General features: G+C 29.8%; 16 protein-coding genes. 5 read left to right on the top strand and 11 right to left on the bottom strand.

The annotated features are described in order from the left end of the window. Positions 1-163: 163 nt before the first annotated feature. Positions 164-1315: a methionine adenosyltransferase gene (gene metK / locus AC1RP9_RS01220; protein WP_481822576.1), complete on the top strand. Its 1152-nt coding sequence runs from the start codon at positions 164-166 to the stop codon at positions 1313-1315. 174 nt (positions 1316-1489) lie between these two features. Here metK and AC1RP9_RS01215 read toward each other — a convergent pair whose 3' ends face one another. The 10 genes from AC1RP9_RS01215 to infC all read right to left on the bottom strand — a co-directional run bounded on the left by AC1RP9_RS01215 (position 1490) and on the right by infC (position 10410). Then, positions 1490-2089 (bottom strand): FMN-dependent NADH-azoreductase, encoded by a 600-nt coding sequence (locus AC1RP9_RS01215; protein WP_481822575.1) that lies wholly within the window; start codon positions 2087-2089, stop codon positions 1490-1492. A 95-nt stretch (positions 2090-2184) separates the two neighbouring features. Next, a complete protein-coding gene (deoC, locus tag AC1RP9_RS01210; protein ID WP_481822574.1) occupies positions 2185-2847 on the bottom strand; it encodes a deoxyribose-phosphate aldolase in 663 nt (220 codons plus the stop codon). Positions 2848-2856: 9 nt separating this feature from the next. Continuing rightward, positions 2857-4152, bottom strand: coding sequence for a pyrimidine-nucleoside phosphorylase (locus AC1RP9_RS01205; RefSeq protein WP_481822573.1), 1296 nt, complete (start codon positions 4150-4152; stop codon positions 2857-2859). Between the two features lies 1 nt (position 4153). Then, positions 4154-4858 (bottom strand): purine-nucleoside phosphorylase, encoded by a 705-nt coding sequence (deoD, locus tag AC1RP9_RS01200; RefSeq protein WP_481822572.1) that lies wholly within the window; start codon positions 4856-4858, stop codon positions 4154-4156. Between the two features lie 119 nt (positions 4859-4977). Then, positions 4978-7386, bottom strand: coding sequence for an MAG1360 family OppF-related protein (locus AC1RP9_RS01195; protein WP_481822571.1), 2409 nt, complete (start codon positions 7384-7386; stop codon positions 4978-4980). An 11-nt stretch (positions 7387-7397) separates the two neighbouring features. Then, complete coding sequence (locus tag AC1RP9_RS01190; protein ID WP_481822570.1) at positions 7398-8429, bottom strand: ECF transporter S component; 1032 nt, start codon at positions 8427-8429, stop codon at positions 7398-7400. A 70-nt stretch (positions 8430-8499) separates the two neighbouring features. Then, positions 8500-9129 (bottom strand): thermonuclease family protein, encoded by a 630-nt coding sequence (locus AC1RP9_RS01185; RefSeq protein ID WP_481822569.1) that lies wholly within the window; start codon positions 9127-9129, stop codon positions 8500-8502. Between the two features lie 72 nt (positions 9130-9201). After that, positions 9202-9549 (bottom strand): 50S ribosomal protein L20, encoded by a 348-nt coding sequence (gene rplT, locus AC1RP9_RS01180; RefSeq protein WP_481822568.1) that lies wholly within the window; start codon positions 9547-9549, stop codon positions 9202-9204. A gap of 68 nt (positions 9550-9617) precedes the next feature. Further along, on the bottom strand, positions 9618-9806 hold the full coding sequence (rpmI, locus tag AC1RP9_RS01175; protein ID WP_036434280.1) for a 50S ribosomal protein L35: 189 nt from the start codon (positions 9804-9806) through the stop codon (positions 9618-9620). Then, entirely contained in the window at positions 9787-10410 is a 624-nt protein-coding gene (gene infC, locus AC1RP9_RS01170) for a translation initiation factor IF-3 (protein WP_481822738.1), read from the bottom strand. Before infC ends, rpmI begins: the two co-directional genes overlap by 20 nt. A 388-nt stretch (positions 10411-10798) precedes the next feature. Between infC and AC1RP9_RS01165 the strand changes: the two genes are divergently transcribed. The 4 genes from AC1RP9_RS01165 (at position 10799) to ffh (ending at position 14724) form a co-directional block, all read left to right on the top strand. Next, positions 10799-11641, top strand: a complete 843-nt coding sequence (locus tag AC1RP9_RS01165; RefSeq protein ID WP_481822567.1) for a hypothetical protein — start codon at positions 10799-10801, stop codon at positions 11639-11641. A gap of 1 nt (position 11642) precedes the next feature. Further along, positions 11643-12590 carry a hypothetical protein gene (locus AC1RP9_RS01160; protein ID WP_481822566.1) on the top strand — a complete coding sequence of 316 codons (948 nt, stop codon included), beginning with the start codon at positions 11643-11645 and terminating at the stop codon, positions 12588-12590. A gap of 63 nt (positions 12591-12653) precedes the next feature. Next, positions 12654-13103: a hypothetical protein gene (locus AC1RP9_RS01155; protein ID WP_481822565.1), complete on the top strand. Its 450-nt coding sequence runs from the start codon at positions 12654-12656 to the stop codon at positions 13101-13103. Positions 13104-13386: 283 nt separating this feature from the next. Beyond that, positions 13387-14724 (top strand): signal recognition particle protein, encoded by a 1338-nt coding sequence (gene ffh, locus AC1RP9_RS01150; RefSeq protein WP_481822564.1) that lies wholly within the window; start codon positions 13387-13389, stop codon positions 14722-14724. A 57-nt stretch (positions 14725-14781) separates the two neighbouring features. Here the strand turns inward: ffh and tuf are convergent, their stop codons facing one another. Continuing rightward, complete coding sequence (tuf, locus tag AC1RP9_RS01145; protein WP_481822563.1) at positions 14782-15969, bottom strand: elongation factor Tu; 1188 nt, start codon at positions 15967-15969, stop codon at positions 14782-14784. Positions 15970-16122 lie beyond the last annotated feature (153 nt).

Below are 16122 nucleotides of genomic sequence, written 5' to 3'. Positions count from 1 at the left end.
GATGTTATAATTATAATCAAAATTAGCATTAAGAGTACGGTAGCTTGACAGCATTGACCGTTGCCAACCTTTTAAGTAAGGTGGATAGTCAGGGAGAAATCCAACATGCTTTCTTCTAATCTCTCCTGCTAATTTTAAACAAATTTAATAAGGAGATTTTTTTATGCAAAAATTATTTACAAGTGAATCGGTTGGAAGAGGTCACCCAGACAAAGTGTGTGATCAAATTTCTGATGCCATTTTAGACTCATATTTAACCTTAGATCCACATGCTAAAGTAGCGATAGAAACTTTAGCATCAGGAAATATGATTGTGATTGCTGGTGAGGTCAAATCTAAAGTTGATGTTGACGTGATTGAAATAGCTAAAAACATTTTACGTGAATTGGGTTATTACTCATATAAAACCAGCATTATTGTTGATATTAAAGAACAATCAAGTGATATTAACCAAGGGGTTGAACTTAGCAAACAAGAAGATGGAGAGCTTGGTGCTGGAGACCAAGGGATTATGTTTGGGTATGCTACTAATGAAACCCCTCAATATATGCCACTTGCAATTATGCTAGCTAATGAAATTGTCAAAATCGCTGATAAATATCGTGTGAGTGGACAATTTAAATGAGCTAAAGCCGATATGAAATCGCAAGTAACTTTAGATTATACTGATCCTGAGCAAACTAAAATTGATACTATTTTATTTAGTATCCAACACTCAGCTAAATATAATAAAGAACAATTTGAAGATTTTATTAAAAATCAAGTTCTGACTCAAGCTGTTCAAAAATATAATTTATCTCTACCTGAGAAATTATTAATCAATCCAACAGGGAATTTTGTTATCGGTGGTCCATTAGGAGATACTGGATTAACTGGAAGAAAAATTATTGTGGATACTTACGGAGGAGCAGCTCGGCATGGTGGAGGAGCATTCTCGGGTAAAGACGCTACTAAAATGGATCGGTCAGGGGCTTATGCTGCTCGTTGAATTGCTAAGAATATTGTTGCTGCTGGTTTAGCTGATCGGGTTGAAATTCAAATTGCATATTCAATCGGAGTAGCTCAAGTAGTTTCAATTATGGTTGAATGCTTTGGAACTAATAAGGTCGATGTAAGTTTAATTGAACAGGCTGTGGAACAATTGTTCGACTTAACTCCTAAAGGAATTATCAATGCACTTGATTTACGCAAACCAAAATTCTTTGAAACATCGTATTATGGACATTTTGGACGTGATGATGTTGATTTTACTTGAGAACGTTTAAATAAAGTTAATGAACTTAAACAATTTGTTGCTCAACATCAAGCAAAATAATTTAAAAAATAGTATTGGTTTTTAACCAATACTATTTTTGCTCTTAAAATCAATTTGATCCATAGCAATTTTTAATTTATTTATCCACATTTAATAGATATTAATGTTTTTTTAACACCTGTAACTGGGAAACATTATCAAAATCCTATTTCAATAGGATTTTGATAAATTTGATTAAAACTTTTGTGCTTTAACGGCTAATTGTTCTTTTTGACTTAAAGCATATTCAGCTGGTTTTAAACTTTTAATTGGTTCAATTTTAGTTCCGGCAATTTCAATAGTATCAATGGTGTGAGCTCCAAGGAATTTTCATGTCCCTTTTAATCATTCAATGTGGCTACCTCATAAGTACCAATCTCTTGGTGCTCCTTGAGAAGCAACAATCATTACTGAAAGATGATCAAGTAATCCAATCGCTTCACCTTTTTTTGAATATTTGTACGAGAAGGTTTTATCAGCTAATGCAATTCCGTCAATAAAGTTTTTTACCACGGAATTTGGTCCAAAGTTAGTCATTGAACATGAAATAACTAACTTATCAATTTCTTTTAATTTGCTAATCCATTTGTCAGCATTTACTTCAGTTCAAAAAGTTGGAAAATTACTTAAGTGCAAGAAAGTTTTTGCAAATTCAGTGTCATTTAAATTAATCATTTCCAACTCATCTTGTGGATGAGCTTGTGCATATTGGTTTTTGAATTCGTAAAGCATTTGTGAAGAATATGAAACTTCGCTTTTACTAAGGTTTCCTTCTAAAAATAAAACTTTTGCCATAATGATACTCCTATGTTTGTTGTTGATATAATTATTATAACTTTATCAAGCGTGATTCTGTCAAAATGTTACATTAAAAATGCAATTTTGCATTTTTAATATCCTTTTTTCTCGTCTTTTCCGTTCATGATTGCTACTGAGCGTGAAGTTCCAAAACGGGATGCTCCAGCATTGTGCATAGCAATAAGATCGTTCATATTACTAATTCCACCAGCTGCTTTAATGAATACTTTATCTCCGACAATACTTTTCATGATTTGAATATCTTCAAGAGTAGCACCACGGTAACTAAATCCAGTTGAGGTTTTAATAAACTCAGCTCCAGATTTTAGGACAATTTCGCTGGCTTTTTTAATTTCTGCACTAGTAAGTAATGCTGTTTCGATAATTACTTTAAGAATCTTGTTTCCACAAGCTTCTTTAACTTTTTTAATATCATTAAGAACATATTCATAATCACCGTCTTTAAAGCGACCAATATTAATTACCATATCTATTTCATCAGCACCATGATCAATAGCTAGTTTAGCTTCAAAAGCTTTGGCTTGAGTAATCATTGCTCCAAGCGGAAAACCAACTACTGCTGTAATTCCGATTGATGAATTAGCTAATTTTTCTTTCACATATTTAACGTTTGCTGAATTCACACAAACGGTTTTAAAGTTATATTCTTTGGCTTGATTAATTAATTTATCAAGGTCTTTGCTTGTGGCTTCAGCTTTAAGCAAAGTATGATCGATCATTTGATTGTAATTCATTATTATCCTTTATTGTAGTTTTTCTAAAATAATTTGGTTTGGAATTGGTGCAGGATTAAATTTATATCCGCTTTTAAGTTCATCAAGTAGTTGTAAATGAATTGGATTTGAAGAATAAAGAGTAAATAAAAGATCCCCAACTTGAACATATTCATTAGTTTTTTTGTTCAAGGTAATTCCAGCTTCAAAGTCAATACTTGCTTCTTTAGTAGCTCGACCGGCTCCTAGTTTCATTGAAACAATCCCAAAAGTCAGAGCATTAAAAATTTCTAAATATCCTGATTGATGTGCAAAAACTTGTAATTTATACTTAGGATTCCAAAATTGCTCACTTTTGAGTACATTTACATCTCCACCTTGAAGCTCAATGAACTGATAGAACTTTTCAAGAGCTTGACCATTATTCATGACTTCTTGAACCATTTTTTGTGCTTTATGATAATTATTGGTCACTTTGGCTTGCATTAAAATAGTTGCGCAGGACGAATAAACTAACTCAACAAAATCACTTGATCCGTTTCCTTGTAAGGTTCTAATTGCCTCGAGAACTTCATTTTTATTTCCAATTTCACATCCAATTGGTCGAGACATGTTAGTGATTTCAGCACGAACATCAACACCGAGCTCTTTTCCAATATTAATCATGGTTTGAGCAAGTTCACGGGCTGAAGAAAGGTCTTTCATAAATGCTCCATTCCCGCATTTTACATCAAGTAAAATTGCATTTGCTCCGGTTGCAAGCTTTTTGCTCATAATACTTGAAGCAATTAACGGGATTGATTCTACTGTAGCTGTTACATCTCTCAGAGCATATAGTTTTTTATCAGCTGGAACTAATTGTTTACTTTGTCCTATAATAGCAATCGAATAATACTTGACTTGTTGTAAAAATTCTTGTTCACTTAATTCAACGTGAAATCCAGGAATGGATTCGAGTTTATCAATGGTACCACCAGTATGACCAAGTCCTCTACCAGACATTTTAGCTACTGGAACACCTAAAGCTGCTACAATTGGAGCAACAGCTAAAGTGGTTTTATCACCAATTCCTCCAGTAGAATGTTTGTCAACCTTAATCCCTGGAATCGAACTTAAATCAAGTGTATCACCGGAATGAATCATATATTTAGTCATATAAGCAATTTCTTTGCTACTCATTGAATTAAATACAACCGCCATTAAAAAAGCACTCATTTGATAATCCGGGACACTTCCTTGAACATATGAATTAATCAAGAATTTAATTTCATCCTCATTAAGTTCTTGATTGAGACGCTTTTTGTCAATAATGTCAACTACACGCATTTTATTTAGCTAAATTTAAAGCAATCTCCATCATTTTGGTAAACGCTGTTTGCCGTTCGTTAGCACTTGTTTCTTCTTTAGTGATTAAATTATCAGAAATAGTTAATAAACAAGCGGCCTTTTTACCAGTTAATTCTGCATTGGTAAACAGTGCATATGATTCCATTTCAACAGCAATTGATTTAGATAATTCAATTCTTTTTGCAAGCGGAATTACTGAGTAAAAGACATCAGAAGAATGAACTCTTCCTAAGTTAAGTTTAATATCTAAATCTTGAGCTATTTTTTGAATTTGCTTGTTAATTTTTTGTGAAGGATATGCAATATTACCTTCTTTTCCAAGTGCAAGTCTTCTGAATGCATCTGAATCTGCATATGCTTCGGTAGCTAAAACCAATTCATATAAACCAAGCTCTTTTAAATATGAACCAGCTGATCCAATTCTAATAATTGTATCAACATCATAAAATTTAAACAATTCGTATGAGTAAATTCCAATCGAAGGGCAGCCCATTCCACTTCCAGCAATAGTGACTGGTTTTCCTTTGTATGTTCCAGTGAATATGAGCATATTACGCACTGAATTAACTAATTTATACCCAGGATCTAAGTAATTTTGAGCAATAAATTCGGCTCTTTTGGGGTCTCCAGGCATAATCACTAATTTAGCGATTTCTCCTTTTTGTGCACTAATGTGTGGTGTCATTGTTGCTCCTTTGTAATTTGTTCAATTACGACATATCTATTTTAAATATAGATTGTAATTATATTTTACCAGTTTTAAATCTTTATTGGATTAATTGAAAAAATACCAATTCATTGGTATTAAAATGAGTTCTCATTTTCGACTGGATTTGATTTATTTTCCTTGAAATCACTGGGTAAAAATCTACGAATAAGCGGTTTGCGTTTTGAAAAATTGGTTAATTCAAATTCCAAGTTTTCAAAAAAGCTTGAAAGATTTTCATCAATAAATTTATCCAACTTGATATTAATTGATTGTTCTTGGAAATTGGTAAAGTTTTTTTGAACGTCAATTTGCGAATTTTGTCATTTTTTGTAATTACCATATTTACTGTAAATATAATGGTAATTGCTGCGATCTGGGGTGATTAATTCATTAAAAATATAATCTTCCAAAATATTATTTAGTGAATTGTTTTTAGTTGCGGTTTTGTTAATAATTTTTTTAGTAAGTGGATGTAAAGGATTTTGTAAAATACTTTTAATGTTCCCACCTTCAATTGCTGTATTGTTGTAAAAAATGTGAACATGTTCAAAATTTTCAAACAAAAATGGTGCATCTTCAGTGAGAAAAATATAATTAATATCATTGTCCTGAGCAATGTTTTTAAAGACTCTGAAAAACTCGTTTTTAATGTTATGGTTTTTAATGTCAGGATCATCTTCAATGAAAATAATTTTGTTTTCATTGAGATAATATTTAACCAATTCTAACTTGGCTACTTCTAAAAAGTTGAGTTCTTTGAATGGATAAAATAAGTTAATGCTATTGACTGATAAATATTTAATCGATTTAACAAATTTAGAAACTCCTAAAAAATAATTAATAAATTTGTTGCTATCTTTGTTTTTGTTTAAACTAAAGTTACTAAGTAAAATAATAAAGTCATTAAAGATTTCTATATCGATATATTGTGTGAAAAAGTTTTCAAAGTTAATATATTCTTGGTCAGATAAAATATCATTTTTATCATGATGTATGTGAATTAGTTCACTGATATATTTAAAAAATGCTATAGAACCTTTAAGAGTTTTCTTTACACTTGTCATTAAATGTTTGATTTTTAAATTTTTAGTTTTTAATTTGCTTTTGTATAACCTAAGTTCGGATGATTTATTTCACCTTAAATCAGCTTGAGCTAATTTAATTTTCTCTTCAAGTGATTTAATTTTAGCTACATTGCGTTTAAGTGGAGTTTGTTCGAAATGACTTTTAGTGAGTTTAGACAACTTTCTTTGCAAATTATTAATTTTGTCTTGAATTTGAGTTTGGCTGTTTTCTGAAATTTCATAAATCGGTTGAGCAAGTTTGTTAAAATCATTTTCAATGGTCTTGTAAGTAAAATATTTTTTAAGAATTGAAGCATGATAAATATTTTTAGTACTTACAACATTAAAAAACAATCTCTCATTCATAATCATTTTATCAAGTTGGGTGATTTGCTCATTTGAAGCAAATTTAATTTTGTGTTCATAAGCATTTCATAATTTTAAAACTGACTTGATATAAAAGTGATTTCGATATAAATGAGTTTTAGCAAAAAGGTCACTTCCATATCTCTTTGGATGATTTTTTAAAGTTTGCAGTTGATTTTTTAAATGTTTTTTAATAACTTTAATTTGATTGGTTCCTTGTCAAGAAATGTTATTTTTATATTTTTTATAAAAATCAATTTCAATTAAGGTATTTCTTATTTTTAAGTCATTATAAACTTTTTGAATTGAAGAACGAGAAATGTCATTCAAATATTTGAGTTGAATTTGATAATCTTTAATTTCTCGTTCTTGATTTGTTTTATTTTCTAACCATTCGTTTTGTTCATATATATTTAAGTGCGAAATTAATTCGTCAAAAATTTCAAAATATTGATTAAATAATTCATTTTGAATGAGAATAATTTTTTTATTAAAACTTTCTATTAATTCTAATAAATGTTTTTTAGTAAGGGTTGTTTCTTTGGTTTTAATATTGTTTTGCAAAAACTGCATGGTTCGAATTATTTCAGAATTTGAATTGATAATATTTTCAGATTTTTGAAATAAAATGCTATAAAAAGCGTTTTTAATCGGAATTTCAAAAAGAGTAAAAATCTTTTTGAGCTCAACTTTTACACTTAGGTCATTATTGTAATCTTTAAGACAATCTTTTCAGATTTTGTAAATAGGTAAATGGTTTTCTTGCTCTTGAATGATATTTTTGAGTTTGAAATAGCTGACATATTTTTTGATTTCTTCTTTTTTAAATAAAACATTTTGGGTTTTGTTTTCAGTTTCTTGAAATCAAAACGAAATAGTATTGTTAGTTTTTTTAATAAAATTTTCTCAAAAGAATGAATAAGAAAAATTGTTATATGTTGAATCAATATAAAAAGCTGTTGGAGTGTTTTTATAAATATCAATTCGAGGAATATTCAAAAAACGGTTCATTCCGTTTTGAGTTGAATAATCAAACATATTTCAAATTGTTAAAATTAAATTTTCTTTTTCCATATTTTTTAATGCTAATTGTAAGTGTTATCTTTGTTTTTGTTTACTAATCTATAAATGACTGAATATGAAAAGTAAATAACAAAAATGTTAAATCAAATTTTAATCGGACTAAAAACAGTTCGGCTGATAATTCAGAATAATAATTCATTGGTTCCATTACCTAATCCAAGCGAATCAGCTAGTGCTAAAATCGGAAGGTTAACAAACTCTAAAATTGACGAAAAGACAATAATTGGTGCAAAAACAAAATATTTGGTTGCACCAATGTAATATTTCCCAATAATTACAAATAAACACATTACGCTATAACCTGTAATCATAAAAGTTAAAACAGGAATTTTTCCTTTAATTACAGGAATATTTTTGAACGATTCATCAGGAATTTGTAATCCAATAGTAATGACAGAAACCATGATACTAATAATAATTACTGTTGAAATAATCATATAAATAGTTTTTAATCTTTCGCTAATTCCATAACGTAAAACAAAATCTCTTAAATTACGATATTTAATAATTTGAGCTGAAATTTTTTGAATTTTTTTATCGTCTTTAGTTTGTATTACTAAATTTAGCTTAATACTTAATCTTCAAATTTTATATTCATAATTACGGGCTTTAATTTTCTTATTAAAAACATAATTTAAAAAACGAATAAAGAATCAACCAACAATTCCTGCAATTAAACCATTCATTGCAGTTGCTAGTGTATATAAAACATGATAAGTTACTGGAGGGACAAATAAAAGTGATAATAAATCAGCAATTAATCCCACAAAAAAACCAATAATAGGTCCAAAAATGAACCCTGTGATTTTTACTGGTAACCCAATAAAAGCAATTTTAAAACTTGGAATTGAAGCAATTGGAACAATTTGTGAAGAAATAATGGTAAATGCTACTGAAATAGCGATTAGCATTGCTACAACAACCATTTTTTTAATTGATCAACGTTGAAAAAGACCAAGATCACGAAACTTTGGTCCAAATAAATAATAGTATCGTTTTGGTTTATTAAATAAACTAAGTTTATCTTTTAACATTAATATAAATTGTATTCTTTTTTTGTAAAAACAAAAGGTTCTAAGCTTTACAAATTAAGCTTCAAAACAATTATTTTTGAGTTCATTTCTTATAAAACACTTCTTTAACCAAGTGGGTTCAAAATCCCTTTTTATGCTCTTTTGCATTGCTTTGAGCTTGTAAAATTTGCGATAAAAATTCTCTTTGAAAATCGTTTTTAACATTATATTGTGAACATTTGCTTGAGCAAATATAAGCAACACGAGCTAGACCCTGTTCGACCAGTTTATAATTTAGTGATTCTTTTATATTCTTAGGATTAGGGTTAGTATATAAAATTGCAATTGTACGTTTATATTTACCAATCCCTTCCTTGCTGAAATAAATATTTGAATTAATTGAAATTAAACTTTGTAAATACTTAGTTGCTTTTTGGGCATAAAAATCTTCATATTGAGCTAATTTCTGCTCAGCATAATCTTTAAAAGTCTCTGGTGTATCAATCCCGTAAAAACGTAATGAAACGGTATCATTATCAGTTTTCACTAAGATTGTATCTCCATCGTAAATTTGGAGTACTTGACCTTTGTTTAGTTTAGTTTGTTCATTAAAAGGGACTGAAACTTTTGTTTCAGGTGTAATATAAATATGTGCACTAGCACATGAAACACTTAGTAAGGTTAATAATAAACTTTTAATAAAGAGAATTGTCTTTCACATCTATTAAATAATAATAAATTTTACATAAAGGTAACAAAAAAGCACAAATTGTGCTTTTGTCTCATTATTTGCTTAGTTTCTAGCTAAATCAACTAGTGTTTTGAATGTATCTGGTTGATCAATTGCTAATTCAGAAAGCATTTTACGGTTGATGTTAACATTTGCTTTTTTCAATCCATTAATAAATTGTGAATAGCTCATTCCGTGCATTCTGGTTGCTGCATTAATCCGTGCAATTCATAATTTTCTAAAGTTTCTTTTAACTTGTTTACGGTCTCTAAAAGCGTATGTCCATGATTTAACAACGGCTTGTTTGGCAACTTTATAACCAATTGATTTGTGTCCAAAGTACCCTTTAGCTAACTTTAATCATTTTTTACGTCTTGCTCTTGTAACTGTTCCACCTTTAACTCTTGCCATAATTATTTCCTTTCTATGTATGATTTTTTAAATTCATATGTGATTAAAAATAAATAAAACAATCAAAATTAGAACATTTGTTTAAATCTTTTAAGGTCGCTTTTTGACATTAGAACCGATTTTCTTGCATGACGTTTTTGTTTTGTTGATTTATTTTGTGCTAAATGTGAACGGTAAGCTTGTTCTCTTAAAACTTTACCAGTCCCAGTGACTTTAATACGCTTTTTAAGAGCACTTTTAGTTTTCATCTTTGGCATTATTTTCTCCTTCTTTAGCTTCGTTTTGCTTATTAGAATTTAATTCTTTAAGATATTTAGCGATTTTTTGTTTATTTGGTTGGAGATTCATGTCTAAGAAACGATCGTTAACTAGTTTAGCTTCTTTAGTGATTTCAGCAATATCTTCAAGTGTTTTGAAAAACTTATCTAAGGTTGCTAACCCTAAATCTTTTCTTCCGATTTCGCGTCCTCTTAATTTCAGTGAAACTTTAATCCGATCGCCTTTAAGCAGGAATTCGCGAGCTTTTTTACTCTTAACCATTAAATCATTATCACCGATAAAAGGAGTGAGACGAACTTCGCGATTTTGAACATTAGTTTGCTTTTCTTTAACTTCTTTTTGTTTCTTTTTACGGTCGTATTTGAATTTGCCGTAATCTAAAATCCTTGCAATTGGTTTTGGCTCAGTTGCAATTAAAACTAAGTTTTTACGCTCGTCTTTTGCTTTTTCAATAGCATCTACTGTATAGTAAACACCTAATTGTTCACCATTTGAACCAATTAAAAATACTTGTTTAAATGGAATAGCACGGTCAACGTAGTGCTCGGCAGTAGGTCTTTTTTGTTTTCTTTGACTTTGAATAATTACTCCTTAAAAATAAAATAAAGTGGTTCCCCACTTCTCTACTAAAAAAGGTATCAAAAAACTTTTGACCATTTGTTGATACATTTAATTGTAGCAAAACCCAAGGCTATTGGCCATCAGGTGAGAAGTGAATTCTACTTTCTGCAATTAAAATGTTTATTGCTTTTTTATTTTATCATCTTTGTTTAAAAAACATAGTAAATAATCTAAATACATTTTGTTTATAATTAAGTGAATATGACTAGAACATACGAAGATGTACTTAACTTTTTAAAAGTTCATAAAATAACAAAAAAAAGAATTTGAGAATTCAAATCTTTTCAAGATTTTAATTGATAATTTTAAACTACAAGCACAAGAAATATTATATGTTAACATTCAATCAATGAGTAATAGCAAAACACCAAATAAAACCAGAATTAGAAGTGATTCGTTTTTAAATTTGGCAAAAAGTGGGAAGAGATGTTTATTAATTTCTGGTTTAAAAATTCAAAATATATATAAATATTTAATTTTTTCTTCAAATTCGTTCAAGGATTATCCGCATTCAACAAATTCTAGTAATAGTTTTATAAATTTTGATTTTAGCGAATTAATGAGCTTTTGGAAAAACCCTGGATTGCAAGCAAAGAAAACCCAAAAATCAAAAACTAACCAGGCTAGAGAAAAATTCTACTTTATTTCTGTTTTAGATAATCATCTTGATGTAAATTTTTTAATCGAAATGTTAAATTTTATTGAAAAAATAGACCCTAAAAGTTATAATACATACACTAACATTCAAAGGTTTGATCCACCTATTCAAAGAGAAGATAAAGAGGATTTAATAAAATATTTTAACAATTCTTGTTTAATACACAATTTTAATAAAGATTTGTGTCGAATGAAAATAAATTGAATTGCTACAAAAGAAGCTTTAAAAGGAACTAATTTGAATTTACCATTAGATATCCATCATTTAGTTCCTCGCAAATATTTTAAAATGAATTTTAAAGAATATTTAGATTGAGAGATTATTCACAACAAAATTAACCTGTTCCCTCTTTGTCAAATATGTCATAATAGCATTCATGATTCTGATAAAGCTTTAAGTAGAGAAACAATTATTAATATCTTTAACTCGCTTAACGAACAACAAAAGGAACAGTTTAATAATTATTTAAAAACCAATACTAAATTAAAAAGTATTGATGATTTAATTAACTTTTACCATAACGAAATGAGATAATATGAAGAAATTAGTGGTTTGAGACCTCTTTGGTGGGGGTCAAAATAGTGTATACAATGCTCTAAAAGAAAATAATCTTTTAGAGCTTTTCGATGTACATACTTTTGACGTAACTGAACCCACTCGTCCAAATCACTATCAATTTGATTTATCGCAAGATAATATTGTCCAGATATTCAAACAGTATCCTAAGCCGGATATTATCGTTGCAAGTCCTTTGTGTCAATCGTTTAGCTGTGTGTTAAATATGAAACATGGTGGAACTTGTTTTTGAAAATATAAAGACGGAACTCGAACAGAATTAACTGAACGAAGCATTGAAGAATTCGAAGAATTAAAGGGTGGATTCACCAAAAATCTCAAAGCTGAGGTACAGCTTTTTATTAAAAGATTAGGTGAGCGTTGTATTAATAATACCATTGAATTAATTAAATATTATAAACCCAAAGTGTGATACATTGAAAACCCTAAACACTCACTAATGTGAAAGTACATTAAATACAATCGCAAGGATTTTTACAATCCTAAAACTTGTTTTATTAATGAAGCTTCATTAGGAAAATACGGATTTTTCACATCAAAACCAACTAATTTTATTTCAAATGTCAAAATGAGTCTGAAAAAAGGTAGAATTGAGCCTCCTTATGAAATCAGAGAGATTGATGGAGTAAAATATTATGTTTTAAAGGATGATCCTGATATTAAAGTACCTCGTTCATTAGATAGTCGCATGATCGGACTTGCTTCGTTACGAAAAATGATTAAAGCTCGAAATGTAAATTCTGGAATGGGTGGAATGGATTTTGTGATGCGAAGTGAAAAAGTTTACAATCAAAGAAATAAAATGGTTAATGAACAACTTTCTGAAGCTGGTCCAGCAAGTGCAATTCCACACGATTTAATTAAAGAAATTTTTGATTATTTTTTAGATGAGCTCAAGTCTGATTAATATTTTAAGTTTGTTGAGACTTAAAAATTGTGTTTATAAGTTAAATAATTTATAATTTAAGCTATGAAATGAAAAAGAATATTTCCGATTGTTGCTTTAGTTTTTGCAACCACACTTGTTGGAGTTGGAATTATTACTTATACTGTTGTTTTAAGACAAAAATATAACAAAAATAACAATGACCAACCACAAACAGAACAATTTCCTAAATATAATTCAGCTAATATTCAAGAATTAATCAATGATTCAAATTTCTTTTCTTCATCGTTAACTAATAAATATCAAAACGAATTATCAGCTATTGGGATAAATGATTCCACTCAAATAGCTGAAGAAAAATTTCAAAAATTATTTAAACAAGTTAAATTGCTTATTAACCTGAAAAAAGAAGCAATTCAGTTAAATAATACTGGTTCGCAACCAGAAAAAGATACTTATAAAACCAGAATTTTAGACGCAAATATTGAAGAAATAAATCAAATTATTCAAGAACTAAAAAGCAAACAAACTTAATTGTTTGTTTGCTTTTTGACATCATTAATTATTGTTTTATTAGTTTGCTTCTTGTGCTCTTAGTGCTCTTCTTTTTTCACGTGCCAATTCAAGTGCAAGTTTATGGGCGCGTTTTTCAGCACGTTCTTTGTTTTTTCTTCTAACAACTTTACGCATATTATTCCTTTTTGGATTGATTAATAAATTAATTAAATAGTAAATATATTTTAGCAAAATTTTACAAAATTAATAAATTAAGAGTCAGAAAATATCAGTTTAATCCTTTATTAAGTATAATTAGAACATGACTAATTTTTTAGAAAAAAGATTACAAAAAAGTTTAGCTAAGCTTTCGAAAAAAGTGCAACTAAACGAGCAAGATGTTTTAGAAGTAATTCGCGAAGTGAAAATGTCACTGCTTGAAGCTGATGTTAACTTAAAAGTAGTAAAAGAGTTTATTAATAATGTTAAAGAAAAAGCTCTAAATCAAGGTGAGGTCATAGGTAAATTAAACTCGTACCAAACAATGGTAAAAATCTTTCACTCAGAATTATTGCATATATTAGGTGATAAAGTTCAAGAAATTCAAATTAATAAAAAACCCTACATTATTATGATGTGTGGGTTGCAAGGTTCAGGAAAAACCACTGCAAGTGCTAAATTAGCTTTCTTTTTAAGAAAGAAAAAATATGTTCAAAAACCACTAGTAGTAGCTGCTGATATTTATCGTCCGGCTGCTGTTGATCAATTAGTAACTTTAGCTAAAAGTATTGATGTAGATTATTTTGAACAAGGAACTAACACCCCAGTAGAACAAATTGTAACTAATGCACTTGAGCATGCTAGAGAGAACCAAAACGATCTTATTATTATTGATACTGCTGGTCGATTGTCAATTGATGAAAAATTAATGCAAGAATTAGTGCAAGTTAAAAAAATCGCTTCACCAAGCGAAATTTTCTTTGTAGCTGATGCTCTTTCAGGACAGGATATTATTAATGTTGCAACCACATTTAATGAACATTTAAAGTTAACAGGTTCAATTATTACTAAACTTGATTCAGATGCACGTGGAGGGGCAGCATTATCACTCAGACAAGTGCTTAATCTTCCGATTAGATTTATCGGAACTGGAGAAAAAGTATCCAATTTAGATTTATTCTACCCAGACCGTATGGCTGATCGAATTTTAGGAATGGGTGATGTGTTAAGTTTGATTGAAAAAGTGGAAAGCTCAATTGATGTTGATAAGGCAAGTAATATGATGGAGCGAATGTTTAAAGGGAGTTTTAATTTAAACGATTTACTTGATCAAATTAATGAAATTAAAAAATTAGGTAAGTTTTCAAAAATACTTAAAATGCTTCCAGGACAATTTGCTAATAGAATAAAAGAGGAAGAACTCGAAGGAGCTGAAAAGAAACTAGAAGTATACAAAGTGTTAATGAGCTCAATGACTGCTCAAGAGCGTAATAATCCTAAGTTGCTTCGAAACGCTTCACGTAAGGAAAGAATTCTCAAAGGAAGTGGAAGAAGTGCTCAAGAGTTTAATAAATTACTCTCAGATTTTGATGCTATGTCTAAACGGATGGTTGAAATGCGTTCAAAATTAAAATCTGGTGGTTTTGGTGGGTTGTTTTAACTAATCAACAATCATACAAAAAGGAACAGTGAGAACTGTTCCTTTTTGGTTACATTATTATTTAAGAATTTTGGTAACTGATCCCGCACCAACAGTACGTCCACCTTCACGAATAGAGAATTTAGTTCCCTCTTCAACGGCAATAGGAGCAATAAGTTTAACTTTAAGGTTAACATTTTCTCCAGGCATAACCATTTCACGTCCAGGTTCAAATTCTACTCCTCCAGTAACATCAGTTGTACGGAAGTAGAATTGTGGTTTATAGTTTTTAAAGAATGGAGTGTGACGTCCACCTTCTTCTTTTTTAAGCACGTAGATTGCAGCTTCAAATTCAGTGTGAGGAACGATTGATCCTGGTTTAGCAAGAACTTGTCCACGTTCAACATCATCACGGTTTACTCCACGAAGTAAAAGACCTGCATTGTCTCCAGCCATAGCTTCTTTAAGGTTTTTACGGAACATTTCAATCCCAGTAACAACTGTTTTTTTGGTAGCTTTAAGACCAACAATTTCAACTTCTTCGTTAAGTGTTAATTTTCCACGTTCTACACGTCCAGTAGCAACAGTTCCACGTCCGGTAATAGTAAATACGTCTTCAACAGCCATTAAGAATGGTTTTTCAAATTCTTTAACTGGTGTTTCAATGTAAGTATCTACAGCATCCATAAGTTCCATAATTTTTTCTTCGTATTTTGCATCACCTTCAAGTGCTTTAAGTGCTGATCCACGAATAATAGGTGCATTGTCTCCGTCAAATCCGTAATCTGAAAGAAGTCCACGAATTTCAAGTTCAACAAGCTCAATCATTTCTTCATCACCTTCAAGCATATCGCATTTGTTTAAGAAAACAACAATACGAGGAACACCAACTTGTTTTGATAAAAGAATGTGTTCACGTGTTTGAGGCATAGGACCATCTGTTGCAGCAACAACTAAGATAGCTCCGTCCATTTGAGCGGCTCCTGTAATCATGTTTTTAACATAATCGGCGTGTCCAGGACAGTCTACGTGTGCATAGTGACGTTTTTCAGTTTCATATTCAATGTGAGCAGTGTTAATGGTAATTCCACGCGCTCTTTCTTCAGGTGCATTATCAATAGAAGCATAATCACGTGCTTCTGAAAGCCCTTTCTTAGATAAAACAGTTGCAATCGCAGCTGTTAATGTAGTTTTCCCGTGGTCAACGTGTCCAATAGTACCAACATTAACGTGTTCTTTACTACGATCAAACTCTAGTTTTGCCATAATAATATCCTTTCTATTTTATTTATTTGTTAATAAAATTTTATGATTGTATAAATAATTTCGTAATATGTTTTTTTCAAAATAAACGTGTTGTCAAATTACGATTGTTTTAGCGCTAAAACCACCATAGTCTAGTCTTTCAACTAGAACCTG

The sequence above is a fragment of the Mycoplasma sp. 3686h genome (genome assembly GCF_056781225.1).
This window is presented reverse-complemented; position numbering and strand designations above follow the sequence as displayed.